Here is a 17,281-nt window from a genome sequence, read left to right on the forward strand (position 1 = left end):
TATGAAATTTTAATGAATGAATCTCAAAAAGCGTGAAAAAGAAGATAAAAATTAATTAAAAAAAAATTAAAAAACTAAAATCTTAATTTATTGGTTTACAAGAAGTCCTACCAAGTCCTGAATTACCTTTTGGGAAACAAAATTCATAAAATCCAACCTTTCCAGATGAGGCATATATAATTTTGATGTTACTTCCTGATCTTTAATTCTTATTGTATAGAAAACTGTTCCTATGTCCTTGCCATCTTCTCCTTTTCCCGGACCCGCCACTCCGGTTGTAGAAAGGGAAATATCTGTATCAAATAAGTGCTGACATCCTTTGGCCATTTCCTGAGCTACCTTCTCACTAACTACCGTAAATTGGTCTACAGTTTCTCTGGAGACGTTTAGAATTTTAATCTTTTTTTCTGTAGCATAAGGAACCATCCCTCCAAGAAAATATTTTGAACTACCGGAAATTGATGTGATCATTTTTGCCAATTCACCTCCGGTACAGCTTTCCGCCGTAGAAATGGTCAAATTTCTTTCCGTAAGAATTTCTGCCAGAATACTTTCAATTTTATCTTCAGAAACCGCAATAACATTATCCTTTATGAGAGGAAGAAGTTTTTGAATTTCGTCTTCTGTCTGTTGTTTTAAGATATCTTCATTATCACCGGATGCTGTTAACCTCAGCTTTACACGGGTTCCCACCGGAAGATAAGACAAGGAAATGTTTTCAGGAAGGGCAAGTTCCCAATCTTCAATGGTATCTGCAAGAATACTTTCAGGAATCCCAACTACAGAAATAATTCTTCCATGAATATAATTAAGATTGAATCTCCCCTGTAAATAAGGTATAATCTGATCCTTGATTAATGGTTTTACTTCATAAGGAACGCCGGGCAGACTATAGGACAGCTTTCCGTTCAGCTCCATCATCATGCATGGTGCAGTTCCAAAATGGTTTTGAAACACGATGGATTTTGTAGGAACAAAGGCCTGTTCTTTATTTCTTTCGAGAATATCCAGACGTCCGCGTTTTTCCATATATCCTTTAAGGTGATTAAAGGTAACCTCATCCAGTGCAATTTCATCGTTGAAGAACTCTGCAAGCGCTTTTTTGGTTTTATCATCTCTGGTAGGGCCTAATCCTCCTGTTGTGATCACTAAATCACCCATTTCAAAGGCTATATCTAATGTATTTTTGATTGTTTCAATTTCATCTGAAATTGTAAAGATCTGTACAACCTTTATCCCGATATTCTTCAATTCGGTAGCAATAAAATTGGAATTGGTGTCTATCGTATTTCCGGAAAGGATTTCATCACCAATAGTAATCAGAACAGCTTTTTCCATATATCAATTTCTTGAAAAAATTCTCCTGCAAATGACGGGAAAATCTGCGGCTATGGCAATATAAATTGATTTTTTCTATTTTTGACAAAAATTAGTTAAAATTATGTCTAAATATGATGATGCTTCATGGCATTATGGTGGTGATTTTCCCGAAGAACTTCCTGAAAAAAATGGGGCTACCCATACAGGAATGTTTCTGAACTGGTGCATTAATAATGATCTTATTTCTAATGAATTAAAAGAAGACGGAAAAGAGGAAATTGAAAAAGTAAAAAGAAGAGAAATTACTGGTGCAGAATTCGTTATGGATTTTTGTGACGGAAAATTTTCTGAATATGACCTGAGTGATCTTGGAAACAGTTTTGCAAAGGATTATTATGGAGATGACACTGATTTTGGTAATAGATACAGTTCATTTGCAGATGACTATGTTAATCTTTTTGATAACAAAGCAGAGGAGAATGATTATGAATACGAAACTTTCTACCACATTGAAGATACCTACGAGAATTATGATCTGATGAAGCAGGTTATTGATCATCGTTTTGAGGAATGGAAAGAATATATTCAAAGTTAGAAACAAAAAAGTAAAAAGGCAAAATCGTAAAATACATGTTAACGATTTTGCCTTTTCGTTTAGGTATGCTTCACCCAGATCAATTCCTCAGTATTATAACCAATTTTTCTTGCTTTTTCAATAAAGCGTTGTCTGATACTTTCAGGGATTGTAGTCGTTCGGGAAAGGATCCACAGGTATTTTAGACTGCTTCCTGCCACTAGGGCATACTGATAGTCTTCATCTATATCTATGACATTATATCCGGCCCAAATGGGTTTAAAAAAAGAGACTTTAAGTCGGGCTTCGGTTGTATCTTTTACAAATTTGGCTTCACCAATGGATTCGTTCCACAGTTTTTTTACATAATTATAGCCTTTATTTCTCACCTGAACTGTTCCATCGGGATTTTCTGAGTATTCTGCTGTAACATTATCCATATTTTTCTCGAATTTATAGTCAAATCGTGCGATTTCATACCATCTTCCAAGATATTTTTTAACGTCAAAATTCTTTACAGCAACGGCTCCTTTTGGAATTCCCACAGAATATGAATGAAAGGCGATGTATGCCAATGCTCCTAATGAAACGGGAAGTATAATTTTATGAAAGGTCTTCATGACAGAAATATTTTGTGTGATTCTTATAAAAACTTCAAAAATAATGCCTTTGGGCTGTTAAGGAACAATAAATTCTATGAGAATACTCTCAGAAAATTATCCTTAAAGCTTCCCGAAACCTCAATTTCAGTATCATCAGCCAGCATTACGGTTCCACTTTTATGATAGGATTTTACAAAAGTTGTATTGATGATATGGGAACGATGAACTCTTACAAAAGGACTTTCCAACAGATCATCAAAGTGCTTTAAAAAGCGGCACACCATTTTCTTGGAGCCATCGGTAAGATAAACCTGCGTAAAGTTTCCATCTGCCTGAAGTCTTACAATATCTTCGGTTTTTACGACATCAAATCCCTGTAGAGTCGGGAGAATAAGCTGCTGTTTTTCTGGTTTCAGCTTTAGGTTCTCCAATAGAATTTTGTTACGATTAAGCTCATCCTTCTTTTCAAGACTTTCAGCAACTTTGTTTACTGCAAGGATCAACTCCTGGATGTCAATCGGTTTTAGAATATAATAGCTTGCCGACTTATTCAAAGCCTGTAAAGAATACTGTGAAAATGCGGTAATGAAGATTGTTTCATAAGAAAATTCTTTCGTAGCTTCCAATACGTCAAAGGCGTTTCCAAAGGGCATTTCCACATCCAGAAAGACCAATTGTGGCTGCTTTTCAGCAATCAATGGAACGGCTTCCTTGATATTTTCCGCTTCACCAAGAATTTCTACCTGAGGACAGTATTTGGTGATATAACTTCTCAGGACCTCTCTTGCTATGATTTCATCGTCTACGATTACGGCTTTGATCTTCATTAGGTTTTAACTATTAGATTGCAGATGCAAATTAGGGATATTTGACCAACCCTACAATTTTCCTAATACAGGTCATACTTTTTTCCACTTCCAGGCATACCCTACTATCAAGATTGTTATCATGCATTCTACAGCGGCAAGGAAAACATAGAATAGATACCATTCTGAAAAGGATGAAATACCAATAAGCAGCATCACCACAGTAAAAAATATTCCGAAAACTATATTGAGAATCCTATTGATAGCAGGTTTCAAAATAAGGGAAAGAAATACCATGACAGCCGGTATCGCTAAAACGACTGCAGCCATCAGTAAATTCAGTGGAGAATTCAATAAATTATGACCATCTACAAGGCCCTGGGCTTTTCCTGGGGTATACAGCTCAAAGTAATCGCCATATAAGTAACATAGCGTAACAGAGGTCCAAAGCCCAGCAAGTATAATCTTGATATTTACCTGGATGTCTTCAAATTGGGTAGATTTGTTCATGGTTACATTAATTTTGATGAATAGTATTAACAGGTTTACTTCTCACACCTATAATCAGCAGCCATAGGCATATTCCTATTTCTCCTATTGATGCAGGTAATGTTATATAGCTTGATAGTGCATAGCTGGAAAATTCAGGAATCGTTATTCTTCCAAAAACATTGATAACATATCCCAAGCAGCCCAACATTAAAAAGACTCCCAAAACCTTTGGTAAAAAGTTTGACTTGTACACCAGATAGCCAAAGGGATAAAGCCAAAGTCCCCAGAAAATCTGAACAATCAGAATTCCATTATTGTAATTTTTCAACAAAAGCATGACTTGTGCTTGTAATTCTTCTGTTTTATAGATTTTTAGATAATCTGCGGCATCTATAATCGTAAGCACTGAGAGTTTACTTTGAAGATTAATAAAAGAAATGGGCACACTGATAAGCGCCAAAATAACCATTAGTTTAGCATAGGTTCCGTTAACATTTTTCAAGAGCTTATACAAAACCAAAGGGAGCAAAGTAAAAGCCGTATAGCAAAGTATACTGCTCGCAATACTTAAACTGAATAAATATCGTGAAGAAGAAATATTATTAAAAGTCAGTTTGGGATTTTCCCATTCAATCAGCTTTGAAGGTACATACATCAAACTGAAAAGCCCAGTTATGACAACGACAAAATAAATAAAACCTGCCCATCTTGCTATTTTAGTATTAGAATCCATCTGATTAGTTTTTACCTAATAAGACGTTTTTATATAAATTTCGTTACAAAAAACTCAATTAAATAATAAAAACTCAAAACACAAGCAAAAATACCAACACTTTGATAAGCACTATTACTATGAAAAATTTAGTGATAATAACTGCTTTTGAATTTCAGCGTTTTATAGAAAGTTTTTGATGTTTCCTTACTTTCACATTCTCCTTTTACGTCCTTATTTATTGTAGTAACAGAAATCGTTTTTATTTTAAGGTCTGTGAAATTATTGGTTTTGGATTGCTCTAGTATAATATAGGAGTGATTATCTTTAAACTCTCCATTGCATCGCATATCCCATTCTCCGTGGTACTGATCCATAGTAAACTGATCCATAACTTTCTTAAAAGTTTTACCTTCCGGATAATACATAGACATTGTACTTAGCTCATAAGGATTAGGTCTGCTGCTTCCTACAAAATCAGCTTTCACCCCAAAAGCGCGGATATTTGTCCCAATAGTATATAATCCGGTATCAATTGTAAAACTTCTTAAACTAATGGCATCAGAATTTATATCTGTTGGATCTAGATATTTATTCTTTATAGTTCCATTAGCATCTGTAATTAAAATATAATTCCGGACTGTGAACACGTAATCATTATTTTCCTGTTCTATTACAACAGGAATAACTGCAATATAGGAATCTTCTGTATTGGGCATTTTCTTTTCAGTACAGAGCTCTTCTTTGGTTTTTGTCTTATCTAATTTTAAACTTTTCAGAATATTATTCAACCGAATACTATCGAAATCCTGTCCGGATAAAATACCGGAGAATAAACAAACCATTAGTTTTATCAGGAATATATTCTTTTTCATCTTACCGTTTTATATCAGATTAATTTGAATGGTAACCACTACTCCGCTATTATTTTCTTTATCTTTTACAGAGCAGGTAATATTTTTTTTATAGAGATCATTCAAAAGTTGGATTCTTTCCAGCGTATTTTTCATCCCTCTGCCCTCTCTTGTCTTTTGATGTTGGGTTTTCTGTTTTTTGCTTTCTTCAATTCCTATTCCGTTGTCATCAATAATAATTTTCAGATATTGATTACTTTTTTCAAAGCTGAGCTTTAACAAACCTTTTTCCGTTCTGTACCGAAGTCCATGCCAGATAGCATTTTCGAGAAACGGCTGTACGAGCATTCCGGGAACCTGCAGGCTGTGCATATTTAAGCTTTCGTCTACATCTATTTCATAATCAAACTTATCTGTAAAACGTGTTTTTTCCAGAGCCAGATAATTTTGCAGAAGATCCAGTTCTTGTTGAAAAGGGATAAAATCATCCGTAGAATTTTCCATCACCCCGCGCATCAGCTTAGAGAATTTTGTCAGATATTGGTTGGCCTCTAATTCATTATTGGTTGCTATGAAATGATTGACACTATTCAAACTGTTGAAGATAAAATGCGGGTTCATTTCCCGTCGAAGCGACTGTAGCGCAATTTTTTTATTCTTAGTCTGAACTTTTTTAAGTGTTCTGAAAATAAAAATAACCAAACCTGTCAATAAGATCAAAGCTCCAATTAAACCATAATTGAAGACATTTTTCTTACGAATCAATTCGTCTTTCAGTTCTTTTTCCTTTTCCAGTTGTGAAATTCTCTGCTCTGTATCTTCCAGAATCTTATTATCTACAAGGCTTCTGTCTTTCGAAACCAGATTCGGAAGTTTTCCCAGAAAATCTCTGTACAATTGAACAGAAGCATCTGTATTTCCTGAAATGGCATAAAGACTGTCCAGTCTTTTCACACTCTTCTGGGCTTCAAGTGTATGTCCTTTATCTAACGCAATTCCGTAGGCATTTTTCAATAAATCTACCGCTTCTTTTGGATCATTTTTCTTAATATAAATATCCGCCAGTTCTTGAATTTGATTAACCTTTTCCTGTGAATTTTCTTTTACAAAGTCTTCTTTCAGGACTTTCTTTTTGGCTTCAATCGCTTTGTCAAAATTTTTATTTTCAACATAAAGGTCAGTCAATTTTTGATTGATAGCTAAGGCCTGTTGTGGCGCTCCTCTTTTTGAAATTTTATAGGCGTTATTCAGATTTTCTTCTGCCTTATTGATATCTTTCTGCTGTAAATTGATCTCGGCCAACTGACTGTAACCCTCTGCTACGCTAGCCTGCTCATTTTCTTTTTTACTGATATTAATATTATCCTGAATAGCTTCTACTCTAAGTTCCGGTTTCGGGGAAGAAAGCCTTGCCACATCATTAGAATTTACAGCCTTGCTTTTTTCACTGTAATTCATCTGTGCCGCCATGCTGTAATTGCTGAGGGCAGGTGTTATTTTATTCTGTTTTTCCTGTGACTGAGCTAGTTTTCTGGTAACAGATTCCAGGTTTTTCTTATCATTAAGCTTTTGAAAAAGAGTTTTAGCCTTGGTTAAATATTCTTCACTTTTAGCATAGTTTCCCTGATTATAGTAATCACCCGCCATTCCTACATACGTATCGGCAATGGCCTTATCATCATTTTTATCCACCGCTTTCTTTAGCTTTGCAGCAGACTTCAACACTTGTGACACCTTTGTAGAATCCTGTGCAGAAAGGAAATTCCCCACAGCAAGCATTGAAATAAACAATATTTTAAAAACTAATTTCACAGACTTTGAATCTTTACTGCAAAGTAACTAAAACTTTATCTATCGTCTCCCATTCCTTACCAAGTCAAAACCTCACTTCACCAAGTCCCTTAGTAAAACACTAACAATCATTATTTTAAAACCAATACACCTTATTATATATCTTATTATTTACATTAAAGATGAGCCTCCTTATACTTAAAGCAAAGCTTACTTTCATATCCCTACTTTTTACATTTTTAAATATGATACTCTTTTCACAACAACTCACCAAGTGAAAGCTTCATTTCACCAAGTCTCCCGATTTACAGTTTCAGATCTGGCTAATTTTACATCAGAATTTAAACTTAAAAACAGGAAATTATGAAATTGAAACATTTTTTATTAATCGGAATTTTAACGCTGGGAAGTTTTGTAAACGCTCAGGAAGTAAAGAAAAATGCAATCGAGGTAACAGGTGTTGCCGAAATGGAAGTAGAACCGGATGAAATTATCTTCAGTATCGGAATAAAAGCAGATAACAAAAATGATCTGGCAGACAATGAAAAGAAGATGTTTGATATTTTAAAGAGTGCCGGCGTAAAAAACGAGGATATCAAATTCAAGTCGATGTATCAGAATATCTATTCAAAAACAGCAAAGTTTTCCAAGAACTATCAGTTTAAGGCGAATACAAAATCAAACATTAGCAAGATTTTTGAAGACCTGAACCAAAAATGGGTAAGCAGCCTGAACATTTCAGAGGTAAAGAATACCAAGATTGCTGACTTCAGAAAAGCAGTAAAGATTAACGCCTTAAAAGCCGCTAAGGAAAAAGCCGATTATCTATTGGAAAGTATGGGTAAAAAGACTGGCAACGCCATTGAGATTGTAGAAATAGAAGATTACACTAGTGACATGGTAATGCCTGTTGCCTATAAAGGCAGAATGAGCAGTGTACAGATGGAAATGGCCGATGCTTCTGCTGATATTTCCTTTGACAATATAGAAAATATCAAACTGAAATACAGTATCAAAACGAGATACGAAATCCTTTAAAATAACAGATTTAAGAAAGCAGCTCCTTTTGGGGCTGTTTTTTTTTATGTCATTATCGGGTTCACCAAGTGAAAGCTTCACTTCACCAAGTTTCCCCATTTTCAGGGCTAAATACGGGTAATTTTACTTCATAATTTAAAATAATAAACGATGAAACGCTATTTTTTAATACTCATGACATTTTCGGTTGCTTTCCTAAAGGCACAGGAAATAAAAAAGGAAATTGATGTAAAACAGGCTACAGTATTTCTTCAGGGAGCCAAAGTCTTTGGAAGTACCAATGTAAGTCTTCAGAAAGGCCGAAATATGGTAAGAATTGTAAACCTTCCCAATGACCTGGATGAAAACACCTATAAAATTAATCTTGAAAAAAACACCACTCTTCTTTCAATTACCCCTCAAAATAATTTTTTGAAAAATGATGAATTATCTGATGGTGAAAAGAAGCTTGATGATGAAAGAAAAAAGCTTCAAAGACAAGTAAACCTATTGAATATTCAGGTTAAAAACCTTACCGGGGAGCAGAATATCATTAATGATAATTTAAAAGTATCTACCAATGATAAATCTACACCGCAGGAGCAGCTCATTAAGCTTACGGAATTCTACAGAAAGAGAATGCTGGAAATTGATAATCAGGTCTTTTTACTGAATGAACAGAAGTTTGTTCTGGATGAAAGTATTGCAAAGCTCAACAAGCAATCTACTGAGGAACAAACTCATAAAAATACCAACAGAAAAGAACTTTTGCTTGAAATTCTTGCAGATAATGACACCAGTCTGAATCTTGGGGTAAGCTATATTGTTTCTGATGCAGGCTGGGTACCATCCTATGATCTACGCGCTGAGTCTGTAAAGAAGCCTCTCGAAATGGTTTACAAAGGGAAAATCTACCAGAAAACCGGACAGGACTGGAAAAATATAAAATTGTTTGTATCTACTTACAGACCATCCTACAACCAGGACAGACCTATCCTTTCTCCGCTCTATGTTGCAGAATATACAGGTCACAATCCAATGCAGGAGATTTCTGGCTACCAGTTAAAAAACAAAGCAGCAGCAGTAAATGCCTATCAAATGAGAGAGGATGCCGTAGCAAAGCCAAGTCAGGTTCCTATAGCTTCTGTTTCTGATAACCAGATGAATGTAATCTATGAACTGAATTACAATCAAACGATTCTAAGTCAGGAGAAAGAACAATATGTTATTTTGGATAAAAAACAAATTGATGCCACTTACAAATACCATACAGTTCCAAAGGTTAATAATCAGGTATTCCTTATGGCTTTTGTGAAAAACTGGCAGAACCTCAACCTTATCAACGGCGAGGCCAATATTTACTTTGAAGATAATTATATCGGAAAAACCAATATTACCAGTAATTATGTGAAAGATGAGTTCCCAATCTCCCTTGGTGTAGATGAAAGAATAACGGTAAAAAGAATTAAGCTTGAAGATAAAACCTCTCAAAAGCTAATGAACTCTAATAAATGGGAAACTGAATCTTACCAGATAAGCATCCGAAACAACACCAATGAAAGCATTGAACTGGAAGTTCTGGATCAGCTGCTAATTAGTGAAAACTCCAAGATTATGGTAAAAACAACAGATCTGGGTGGTGGAAGTCTTGATGAAAAAACAGGAAGTATTCTTTGGAACAAGAAGATCAGTTCCGGAGGTTCTGAAAAGATCAATTTCTCTTATGAAGTAAAGTATCCGAAAGAGATGCAGATACAATATTACAGCAGATAATCTTTAAAGCGGTGGCTAAAATTTAGTCACCGCTTTTTATTTTGAAACTGTTTGCTTTTTAATAAAAACGCAAACCACAAAAGTCACAAAAGATTAAACACTTAAGCTATTTTAAGGGACAAGTTTTGCGTGTACAGAAACTATCTCCCGAATTTAAAGTATCTGGACAGTGGATGTTTTTTATTCTTTAAAAATGAAGAAACCATTTCCATACCCGCCAATGAAAAAGTAATTCCGTTTCCTCCAAAACCTAGTACGAAATAGGAATTCTTGAATTTTTCATGTTCACCAATATAAGGCAGTCCATCTTTAGTTTCACCAAAAGTTCCTGCCCACACAAAGTCGGGATAAAAATGATAATCTGGTTTTATTTTCTTAAGGTTTTTTAAAATCTCTTTTTTCTTTTTCTCCAATAGGGCATCACGCTTTTCAGCATCATAAAAATCTTCATCACCGCCGCCAATTAACAGCCGCCCGTCATCCGTTGTACGCATATAAATATAGGGGTCGTCTGTATTCCAAACCAATGTGTTATTGATATTTTTAAACTTGTCTTTATCCATTTCGGAAACAACAGCATAGGTACTTTTTAAGTCTACAAAATTCTCTTTCAACAAGTTTTTGCTTTCATAACCAATGCAATAGATTATCTTTTTTGCCTTAATCTGAAATCCACTATCTACCGTGGCAAGGTTAAAACCTTTGTGATATTCCACATTTACCATTTCAGTTTTATCAAATATTTTCAAACCTTTCCTTACATTGTGCTTAAACAATTCATGAGCAAACTGGAACGCATCAATGCTGGCTCCCTGTCTGGATACTATTCCACCATAAGTATTTTCAAATTCAAAATTCTTCAGGATCTGTTCTGTATTTAGCCACTTTACCTCAAAACCTGCATTTTTTCTGGCCTCATATTCTTTTTTCAACCATTCTACATCTTTCTTTTTTGAAGCAAAGTACAGGGACTTTTTACGCTTAAATCCGGCATTGGATCTTATTTGTACTGAAATTTTCTCAATATTATCAATAGCATCTGAGCAAGCTTTGTAACTTTCAACAGCACCTTTCTTTCCTATTTTCCCAATCAGCTCATAGAGAGGAACGTCTATTTCATACTGAAGCATTGAAGTAGTGGCAGAGGTGCTTCCGTTACAAAGTTCCCGTTTATCAATAAGAATTGTTTCATAGCCATCCTCAATCATCTGATGAGCAATAAGGCTTCCGGTAATTCCGCCACCAATAATTAAGACATCACATTTTTCATCGGATTTTAAAGAAGGATAGGAAGCCATCAATCCATTTTTTAAAAGCCAAAAAGGTTCGTTTGATTTGAGATCCATATTAATATTTTACATTAAAAATAACAATATCTATACCTATTTTAACAATTTATGTGGAAATTATGGTGTAGTTATTGTTACTTTATTAAGTTCCAACCACCATAAAATATTCACTATGATAACAATTATTCCAGAAGCTCCGGAGAATGTTGCGGCATTCAGTGCAACCGGAGAAGTAACGAAAGAGGATTTTGAAAAACTGGTAATTCCGCGTGTGAAAGAGAAAGTAGACCAATTTGGTGAACTGAATTACTTACTGTATTTGGATACTGATCTGGATAAGTTTACCATGGGGGCATGGCTTGAAGATTTACTTTTAGGATTCAAAAACCTGGCAAAGTGGAATCGTGCAGCCATTGTTACAGACAAGCAAAGCGTTCAGAACTTTACAGATATCTTCAGTGTTCTGATGCCGGGAGAGTTTAAATCTTTCCCAAAAGAAAATTTATACAATGCGCTCTACTGGTGCAAAAACGGCAATGAAGTAGAGGTATAACCTATTAATAAAAAAAAGAGCCTGTTTCTATGTTGAAAACAGGCTCTTTTTTATTATAAGATTAAATTGATTTCTTTATTTATCACAAGAAATACATTCTTTAACCGCTTCTTCTTCATTAGATGTTTTAGAACTATACAGGTACATATACCTTACACTGATCACAAATCCTATAAAAGTCATCCCCACTCCTACCAGTGACGGGTAATTGAACGGCAAGTTATATTCCAAAGGAATACCGCCAAGAAAAGCTCCCATGGCATTGGCAATATTGAAGCCTGCCTGCATAAAAGCAGCTGCCATCATTTCGCTTCTTGGAGCAGCTTTCATCATCATAATATTAATGGGTGCTGCAATAGACATTGATAAAGCCCCGCACATAAATGTTAATATAAAGGCAATATTCTGATGTTCGGAAAGGAAAAATACGCCTATCAGGGAAATCATCATCAGAAAGATAAGAACAGCACATGTTTTCTCCGGTCCCAGCTTATCGGAAACAATACCCCCAACGAGGTTACCTACCACCATTCCGGCTCCGGCAAGAACCATTACATAGGCCATCTGACTGCTTTGAACTCCTGAAATTACCGTCATTAAAGGCGTAATATAGCTAAGCCATGTAAAAAGTCCCCCAAACCCAATCGCAGTGATGGCTAGTACCAACCAGGATTGTTTATTTTTCAGGAATTTCAATTCTTCCAGAAAATGGGTATCTTGATTTGCTTCCATGGCAGGAAGCCATAATTTTAAAAACAATAAGGCAAAAAGACCAATCACTGCTACAATAATAAAGTACAGTCTCCAATGGAAAGTATGTCCGATATATGTCACCAGAGGAACCATCGCGAGGTTCGCAACCGTGAGCCCTGTAAACATCATTGATATATAGAATGCCTCTTTACCTTTTCCGGCCATTTTTGAAGCGACAACCGTTCCTACTCCAAAGAATGCTCCATGAGGAAGCCCGGACAGAAATCTGATAATCAGCATGGTTGTATAATTCGGTGCAAGAGCGGAAAGCCCGTTAAATAGTGTGAAAAGGATCATAAAGGCAATTAATACCTTTTTTGGCGGAAACTTTACAGAATACCCGATAAGGAGAGGTGCCCCAATCACCACTCCCATAGCGTAGGCAGAAATTAAATGTCCCGCCTGAGGAATGCTAATTTGTAAAGTATTTGCAATGTCCGGTAATAGTCCCATAACGGTAAACTCCGTGGTTCCTATTCCCAATCCGCCTATTGCCAGCGGTATTATTCTTTTATCAATCTTCATTGGTATATTCTTTTTTCTGAATTAATTGGTAGAAATTTTAAATGGTTTCCCATCTACTATTTTGACAGTGCAAAAATCGAAAGAAAGATTGAATTTTACTTCTCTTTGAATGATAAAAATTTGCTCCGTATTAACCTTTTTGTTTAATTTTAAATTCACAAACAATCAAAACAGAACAAAATGAAAATCCAGAAAGAAATTATTGAGTTTGAAAAAGGGAAATCTTTCAAGCTATTTTCTCCTTCTCTGAAAAACTGTTTTTTCTGGCATTATCATCCTGAAATTGAATTGGTATACGTAGAAGCATCTAACGGAATCCGACATGTTGGAAAAAATATTTCAGGCTTTACAGACAATGATTTGTTATTAATTGGTTCCAATGTTCCTCATCTTAACTTTGACTATGGCATTCAGACAGAGTGCAAACAGTTGGTTCTACAGATGCGTGAAAACTTTCTGCAGGACATTATTCTACCTGTTCCTGAGTTTGATAACATCAGAAAGCTGCTGGACAGATCTTATCTTGGATTATCATTCTTCGGAGAAACAAAAAACATTGTTGTTGAAAAACTTCAGATCATTAAAGATAGAAACTCTTTTGAGTCATTGATGGGAATGATTGAGATTTTACAGATTCTTGCAGACTCTGCGGAGGTAAAGGAACTCAACAAAGAGGATACAAGGATCAAATGGTTCTTGAACGACAAGATTAGAATGGGAACCATCTACGACTATATTCATGAGAATCACGATAAGAAACCGAATGTGAATGAAATCGCAAAAATTGTGAGCCTCAGTACCCCTGCTTTTTGTAGGTATTTTAAAAAGCAAACCAATATGACATTCACAGATTTTGTAAATAATTACAGGATTAATCAGGCAAAAATATTTCTGCTAAAAGATTATTCTGTAACGGAAGTATGTTTTCAGGTGGGATTTGAAAGTCTGTCGTATTTTAATAAACTGTTTAAGCAGCATACCGGTGAAACTCCGTCAGAATTTAAGAAAAAACACTTTAAGCCTATCGAAATAAATGGGCGGATAGGAACTATTATGAGGGATTCTTCCTGTAATAAATAAATTTTGAAGATAAAACAAAACCGCTCATCACTGAGCGGTTTATATTTTAATGTATATGTTTTTCTGCGTGGTAAGAACTTCTTACAAGAGGAGAACTTTCAACGTGTCTGAAGCCTAAACTTCTTGCAAAATCTCCGAACTCATCAAACTCTTCGGGTGTAATGAATTTTTTTACGGGAAGATGTTTTTTAGTTGGTTGAAGGTATTGCCCAAGAGTAATAACATCCACATTGGCATTTCTGATGTCTTCAATCGTTTGGAAAACCTCATCTCTAGTTTCTCCCAGACCTAGCATTACACCAGTCTTTGTTCTTCTTTGCCCAGCTTCCTTTAAATATCTTAAAACCTCAAGGCTTCTTTCATATTTTGCCTGGATTCTCACTTCTCTGGTTAAACGTTTTACAGTTTCCATATTGTGAGAGATCACTTCCGGAGCTACTTCTACTAATCTATCAAGATGTTTTGTAATTCCCTGAAAGTCCGGAATTAATGTTTCCATGGTTGTTCCCGGAGAGATTCTTCTTACAGCATTTACTGTTTCACCCCAAAGAATAGATCCCATGTCTTTCAAGTCATCACGATCTACAGAAGTAAGAACAGCATGCTTAATCTTCATTAATTTGATTGAACGAGCCACTTTTTCAGGTTCATCCCAGTTTACATCAAGCGGTTTTCCTGTTTTTACGCCGCAGAATCCACAGCTTCTTGTACAGATATTTCCTAAGATCATGAACGTTGCCGTTCCTTCTCCCCAACACTCTCCCATATTCGGACAGCTTCCGCTCTGGCATATGGTATTTAATTTATATTTGTCCACCAAAGTCCTAAGCTCTCTGTAATTCTTTCCGGTAGGAAGTTTTACACGAATCCACTTTGGTTTTTGAACGGTAGTATCTTGAACTAAATTTTCCATTTCTAAAATTGAAGTTCAAAGTTAAGGATTTTTTAATGGAAACCATCAACTGGAAAAATTGATGAAACTAATAATACAAAAGTAAAATTATTGGAAAAAGTAGGAAAGCTAAGATTTTCAGCAAGAATAATGACTATAATTAATTATCCTCAAACTCATTATTTTTCAATAATTCAGCAAGGACTTTTTTAGCCCGCATCACCCTTACCTTAGTATTGGCTACAGAAATGCCTAATTCCTCAGCAATTTCCTTAATGCTTTTTTCTTCGAAAAACCTGAGTTTAATAATGTCCTGATAATTGGCATCAAGAGATTCTATGGTTTTGATGATCTTTTTTTGTTCTTCTTCAGAAATGAGAAGTTCTTCCGGAGATTTTGCGTACTGGTTTTTAACCTCATCAAGGTTCTCAACAGCATCCTCATTTTCGCGGTTTTTCTTTCTCCAAAAATCAATAACCGTATTTTGGGCAATGGTTAAAATCCAGGTTTTAAACTGAAAATGGGGATCGAACATATCTAATTTAGACAATACCTTGGAAAAAACATTTACAGTAATTTCATCAGCATCATTTTCATCTCTTACTTTCTTCATCACAAAAGAGAAAACATCCACCCAAAAAACATTGATGAGTTTCGTCTGGGCCTTTTGGTCTTTATCTTTGGCCTTTTGGATGAGCAGAAATAGCTGTTCGTCGTTCATTAATAACAAATATAGATTATTTGGGGCGAAAAGACAAATCTGCAAAAAGGTAAAAAAGTAAAGAGGAGAAAGATCGAAATAACTAAATTATGGACATCTCTATAAATTTCTATCAAGAATAGTGATTTGCAATATTGCCTTTTCGTCCTTTTGCCTTTCATACTTCTGAATTTACTATCTTTGCACCGTAAAATTTTAAAGTAAAAATCAATGAATTCCTTTATAGAAGAACTGAAATGGCGTGGTCTATTTGCTGATATGATGCCCGGAACCGATGAACAACTGAATAAAGAGGTAACAACTGCATATATTGGTTTTGATCCAACTGCCGATTCTTTACATATCGGAAGTCTTATTCAGATAAAAATCCTTGCTCACTTTCAACAGCATGGTCACAAGCCTATTGCTTTGGTAGGAGGTGCTACAGGTATGATTGGTGATCCATCCGGAAAATCTGCAGAAAGAAACCTACTGGATGAAGAAACCCTTTTACATTATGTAGATTGCTTGAAAAACCAACTTTCAAGATTCCTAGATTTCGCAGGTAATGAGCCAAATAAAGCCGAGTTAGTCAACAACTACGACTGGATGAAGAATATCTCTTTCCTTGATTTTGCTAAAAATATCGGAAAGAACATCACTGTTAATTACATGATGGCTAAGGATTCTGTGAAGAAGAGATTCTCAGGAGACGGAGGTGCTGATGGGATGAGTTTCACAGAGTTTACTTACCAGTTGATTCAAGGGTATGATTTCCTTCACTTATATCAAAACAACAATGTAAAGTTACAGATGGGTGGTTCTGACCAGTGGGGAAATATCACTACAGGAACAGAATTGATTCGTAGAAAAGCTCAAGGTGAAGCGTTTGCATTAACGGTTCCTTTGATTACAAAGGCTGATGGTTCCAAATTCGGAAAGTCTGAAAGTGGAGAAAACTATTGGTTGGATAAAAAGAAAACTTCTCCATACAAATTCTACCAGTTCTGGCTGAATGCTACGGATGAAGATGCTGAAAGATTCATCAAGTTTTACACATTCCTTGGAAAAGAGGAAATTGAAACTTTAGTTGAAGAGCACAAAACAGCTCCACACGAAAGAAAGCTTCAGAGAAAACTGGCTGAGGAAGTAACCGTTTGGGTACATGGAAGAGAAGAGTACGAAAAAGCTCTTAAAGCTTCTGAAATCCTTTTTGGACGTTCTACAGCTGAAGATTTAGTAAGCCTTGATGAAGAAATATTTCTTGAAGTTTTTGATGGAGTTCCACAAAAAGAAGTTGCAAAAGCAGATGTATTGGGAGTAAATATTATTGATCTTCTTTCTGAAAAATCAGAATTCCTGAAATCTAAAAGTGAGGCTCAGAGAGAAATGAAAGGAAATTCAATTTCTGTGAATAAGCAAAAGGTAAATGATACTTTTACAGCTAACGAAACAGACCTTATTGATGGGAAATTCTTATTGCTTCAAAAAGGTAAAAAAAGTTACTTCATTGTAAAAGTGATCTAATTTTAATACAATATAAAAAAT

At 35.3% G+C, this 17,281-nt stretch carries 17 protein-coding genes; 6 read left to right on the forward strand and 11 right to left on the reverse strand.

Annotated elements, in window-relative coordinates; all coding sequences use genetic code 11:
* Window positions 1-87 precede the first annotated feature (87 nt).
* Window positions 88-1,338 (reverse strand): CinA family nicotinamide mononucleotide deamidase-related protein, encoded by a 1,251-nt coding sequence (locus tag C1638_RS09660; RefSeq protein ID WP_109620390.1) that lies wholly within the window; start codon window positions 1,336-1,338, stop codon window positions 88-90.
* Window positions 1,339-1,441: 103 nt separating this feature from the next.
* Here C1638_RS09660 and C1638_RS09665 point away from each other — a divergent pair, with 103 nt between their 5' ends.
* Window positions 1,442-1,915 (forward strand): DUF7832 domain-containing protein, encoded by a 474-nt coding sequence (locus tag C1638_RS09665; RefSeq protein WP_109620392.1) that lies wholly within the window; start codon window positions 1,442-1,444, stop codon window positions 1,913-1,915.
* Window positions 1,916-1,974: 59 nt separating this feature from the next.
* Here the strand turns inward: C1638_RS09665 and C1638_RS09670 are convergent, their stop codons facing one another.
* The 6 genes from C1638_RS09670 to C1638_RS09695 all read right to left on the reverse strand — a co-directional run bounded on the left by C1638_RS09670 (window position 1,975) and on the right by C1638_RS09695 (window position 7,172).
* Entirely contained in the window at window positions 1,975-2,514 is a 540-nt protein-coding gene (locus tag C1638_RS09670) for a lipocalin family protein (RefSeq protein WP_109620394.1), read from the reverse strand.
* A 74-nt stretch (window positions 2,515-2,588) separates the two neighbouring features.
* Window positions 2,589-3,323 carry a LytR/AlgR family response regulator transcription factor gene (locus C1638_RS09675; protein WP_109620396.1) on the reverse strand — a complete coding sequence of 245 codons (735 nt, stop codon included), beginning with the start codon at window positions 3,321-3,323 and terminating at the stop codon, window positions 2,589-2,591.
* A gap of 72 nt (window positions 3,324-3,395) precedes the next feature.
* Window positions 3,396-3,812 (reverse strand): DUF6326 family protein, encoded by a 417-nt coding sequence (locus C1638_RS09680; protein ID WP_109620398.1) that lies wholly within the window; start codon window positions 3,810-3,812, stop codon window positions 3,396-3,398.
* Window positions 3,813-3,819: 7 nt separating this feature from the next.
* The gene (locus C1638_RS09685) at window positions 3,820-4,527 is read right to left on the reverse strand and encodes a DUF4386 domain-containing protein (RefSeq protein WP_109620400.1); all 708 of its coding nucleotides are present in this window, start codon (window positions 4,525-4,527) and stop codon (window positions 3,820-3,822) included.
* A 128-nt stretch (window positions 4,528-4,655) separates the two neighbouring features.
* Window positions 4,656-5,381 (reverse strand): PA3715 family protein, encoded by a 726-nt coding sequence (locus C1638_RS09690; RefSeq protein WP_109620402.1) that lies wholly within the window; start codon window positions 5,379-5,381, stop codon window positions 4,656-4,658.
* A gap of 9 nt (window positions 5,382-5,390) precedes the next feature.
* Window positions 5,391-7,172, reverse strand: a complete 1,782-nt coding sequence (locus C1638_RS09695) for a histidine kinase (RefSeq protein ID WP_228428103.1) — start codon at window positions 7,170-7,172, stop codon at window positions 5,391-5,393.
* A gap of 342 nt (window positions 7,173-7,514) precedes the next feature.
* Here C1638_RS09695 and C1638_RS09700 point away from each other — a divergent pair, with 342 nt between their 5' ends.
* Together C1638_RS09700 and C1638_RS09705 are read left to right on the forward strand one after the other, a co-directional pair.
* Window positions 7,515-8,189, forward strand: coding sequence for an SIMPL domain-containing protein (locus tag C1638_RS09700; RefSeq protein WP_109620406.1), 675 nt, complete (start codon window positions 7,515-7,517; stop codon window positions 8,187-8,189).
* Between the two features lie 150 nt (window positions 8,190-8,339).
* On the forward strand, window positions 8,340-9,941 hold the full coding sequence (locus tag C1638_RS09705) for a DUF4139 domain-containing protein (protein ID WP_109620408.1): 1,602 nt from the start codon (window positions 8,340-8,342) through the stop codon (window positions 9,939-9,941).
* 140 nt (window positions 9,942-10,081) lie between these two features.
* Here the strand turns inward: C1638_RS09705 and C1638_RS09710 are convergent, their stop codons facing one another.
* On the reverse strand, window positions 10,082-11,287 hold the full coding sequence (locus tag C1638_RS09710; protein WP_109620410.1) for an NAD(P)/FAD-dependent oxidoreductase: 1,206 nt from the start codon (window positions 11,285-11,287) through the stop codon (window positions 10,082-10,084).
* A gap of 115 nt (window positions 11,288-11,402) precedes the next feature.
* Between C1638_RS09710 and C1638_RS09715 the strand changes: the two genes are divergently transcribed.
* Entirely contained in the window at window positions 11,403-11,783 is a 381-nt protein-coding gene (locus C1638_RS09715; protein WP_109620412.1) for a SpoIIAA family protein, read from the forward strand.
* Between the two features lie 75 nt (window positions 11,784-11,858).
* On the opposite strand, the gene C1638_RS09720 is transcribed toward C1638_RS09715, so the two are convergent.
* The gene (locus C1638_RS09720) at window positions 11,859-13,061 is read right to left on the reverse strand and encodes an MFS transporter (protein WP_185140420.1); all 1,203 of its coding nucleotides are present in this window, start codon (window positions 13,059-13,061) and stop codon (window positions 11,859-11,861) included.
* A gap of 180 nt (window positions 13,062-13,241) precedes the next feature.
* Here C1638_RS09720 and C1638_RS09725 point away from each other — a divergent pair, with 180 nt between their 5' ends.
* Complete coding sequence (locus C1638_RS09725; RefSeq protein ID WP_109620414.1) at window positions 13,242-14,141, forward strand: AraC family transcriptional regulator; 900 nt, start codon at window positions 13,242-13,244, stop codon at window positions 14,139-14,141.
* A 46-nt stretch (window positions 14,142-14,187) separates the two neighbouring features.
* Here the strand turns inward: C1638_RS09725 and lipA are convergent, their stop codons facing one another.
* Together lipA and C1638_RS09735 are read right to left on the reverse strand one after the other, a co-directional pair.
* A complete protein-coding gene (gene lipA, locus C1638_RS09730; RefSeq protein ID WP_065396933.1) occupies window positions 14,188-15,054 on the reverse strand; it encodes a lipoyl synthase in 867 nt (288 codons plus the stop codon).
* 139 nt (window positions 15,055-15,193) lie between these two features.
* Entirely contained in the window at window positions 15,194-15,754 is a 561-nt protein-coding gene (locus C1638_RS09735) for an RNA polymerase sigma factor (protein ID WP_076353541.1), read from the reverse strand.
* 210 nt (window positions 15,755-15,964) lie between these two features.
* Here C1638_RS09735 and tyrS point away from each other — a divergent pair, with 210 nt between their 5' ends.
* Entirely contained in the window at window positions 15,965-17,260 is a 1,296-nt protein-coding gene (gene tyrS / locus C1638_RS09740) for a tyrosine--tRNA ligase (RefSeq protein WP_109620416.1), read from the forward strand.
* The last annotated feature ends 21 nt before the right edge of the window (window positions 17,261-17,281 follow it).

Source organism: Chryseobacterium oncorhynchi (assembly GCF_002899895.1).
Lineage (GTDB): Bacteria > Bacteroidota > Bacteroidia > Flavobacteriales > Weeksellaceae > Chryseobacterium > Chryseobacterium oncorhynchi.

Bases quoted from the DNA above. Each gene is read 5' to 3' on its own strand.
- C1638_RS09675 (WP_109620396.1), bottom strand. From the start codon at position 3,323: ATGAAGATCAAAGCCGTAATCGTAGACGATGAAATCATAGCAAGAGAG.
- C1638_RS09690 (WP_109620402.1), bottom strand. From the start codon at position 5,381: ATGAAAAAGAATATATTCCTGATAAAACTAATGGTTTGTTTATTCTCC.
- C1638_RS09670 (WP_109620394.1), bottom strand. From the start codon at position 2,514: ATGAAGACCTTTCATAAAATTATACTTCCCGTTTCATTAGGAGCATTG.
- C1638_RS09720 (WP_185140420.1), bottom strand. From the start codon at position 13,061: ATGAAGATTGATAAAAGAATAATACCGCTGGCAATAGGCGGATTGGGA.
- C1638_RS09680 (WP_109620398.1), bottom strand. From the start codon at position 3,812: ATGAACAAATCTACCCAATTTGAAGACATCCAGGTAAATATCAAGATT.
- lipA (WP_065396933.1), bottom strand. From the start codon at position 15,054: ATGGAAAATTTAGTTCAAGATACTACCGTTCAAAAACCAAAGTGGATT.
- C1638_RS09725 (WP_109620414.1), top strand. From the start codon at position 13,242: ATGAAAATCCAGAAAGAAATTATTGAGTTTGAAAAAGGGAAATCTTTC.
- C1638_RS09660 (WP_109620390.1), bottom strand. From the start codon at position 1,338: ATGGAAAAAGCTGTTCTGATTACTATTGGTGATGAAATCCTTTCCGGA.
- C1638_RS09705 (WP_109620408.1), top strand. From the start codon at position 8,340: ATGAAACGCTATTTTTTAATACTCATGACATTTTCGGTTGCTTTCCTA.
- C1638_RS09665 (WP_109620392.1), top strand. From the start codon at position 1,442: ATGTCTAAATATGATGATGCTTCATGGCATTATGGTGGTGATTTTCCC.
- C1638_RS09710 (WP_109620410.1), bottom strand. From the start codon at position 11,287: ATGGATCTCAAATCAAACGAACCTTTTTGGCTTTTAAAAAATGGATTG.
- tyrS (WP_109620416.1), top strand. From the start codon at position 15,965: ATGAATTCCTTTATAGAAGAACTGAAATGGCGTGGTCTATTTGCTGAT.
- C1638_RS09715 (WP_109620412.1), top strand. From the start codon at position 11,403: ATGATAACAATTATTCCAGAAGCTCCGGAGAATGTTGCGGCATTCAGT.
- C1638_RS09735 (WP_076353541.1), bottom strand. From the start codon at position 15,754: ATGAACGACGAACAGCTATTTCTGCTCATCCAAAAGGCCAAAGATAAA.
- C1638_RS09685 (WP_109620400.1), bottom strand. From the start codon at position 4,527: ATGGATTCTAATACTAAAATAGCAAGATGGGCAGGTTTTATTTATTTT.
- C1638_RS09700 (WP_109620406.1), top strand. From the start codon at position 7,515: ATGAAATTGAAACATTTTTTATTAATCGGAATTTTAACGCTGGGAAGT.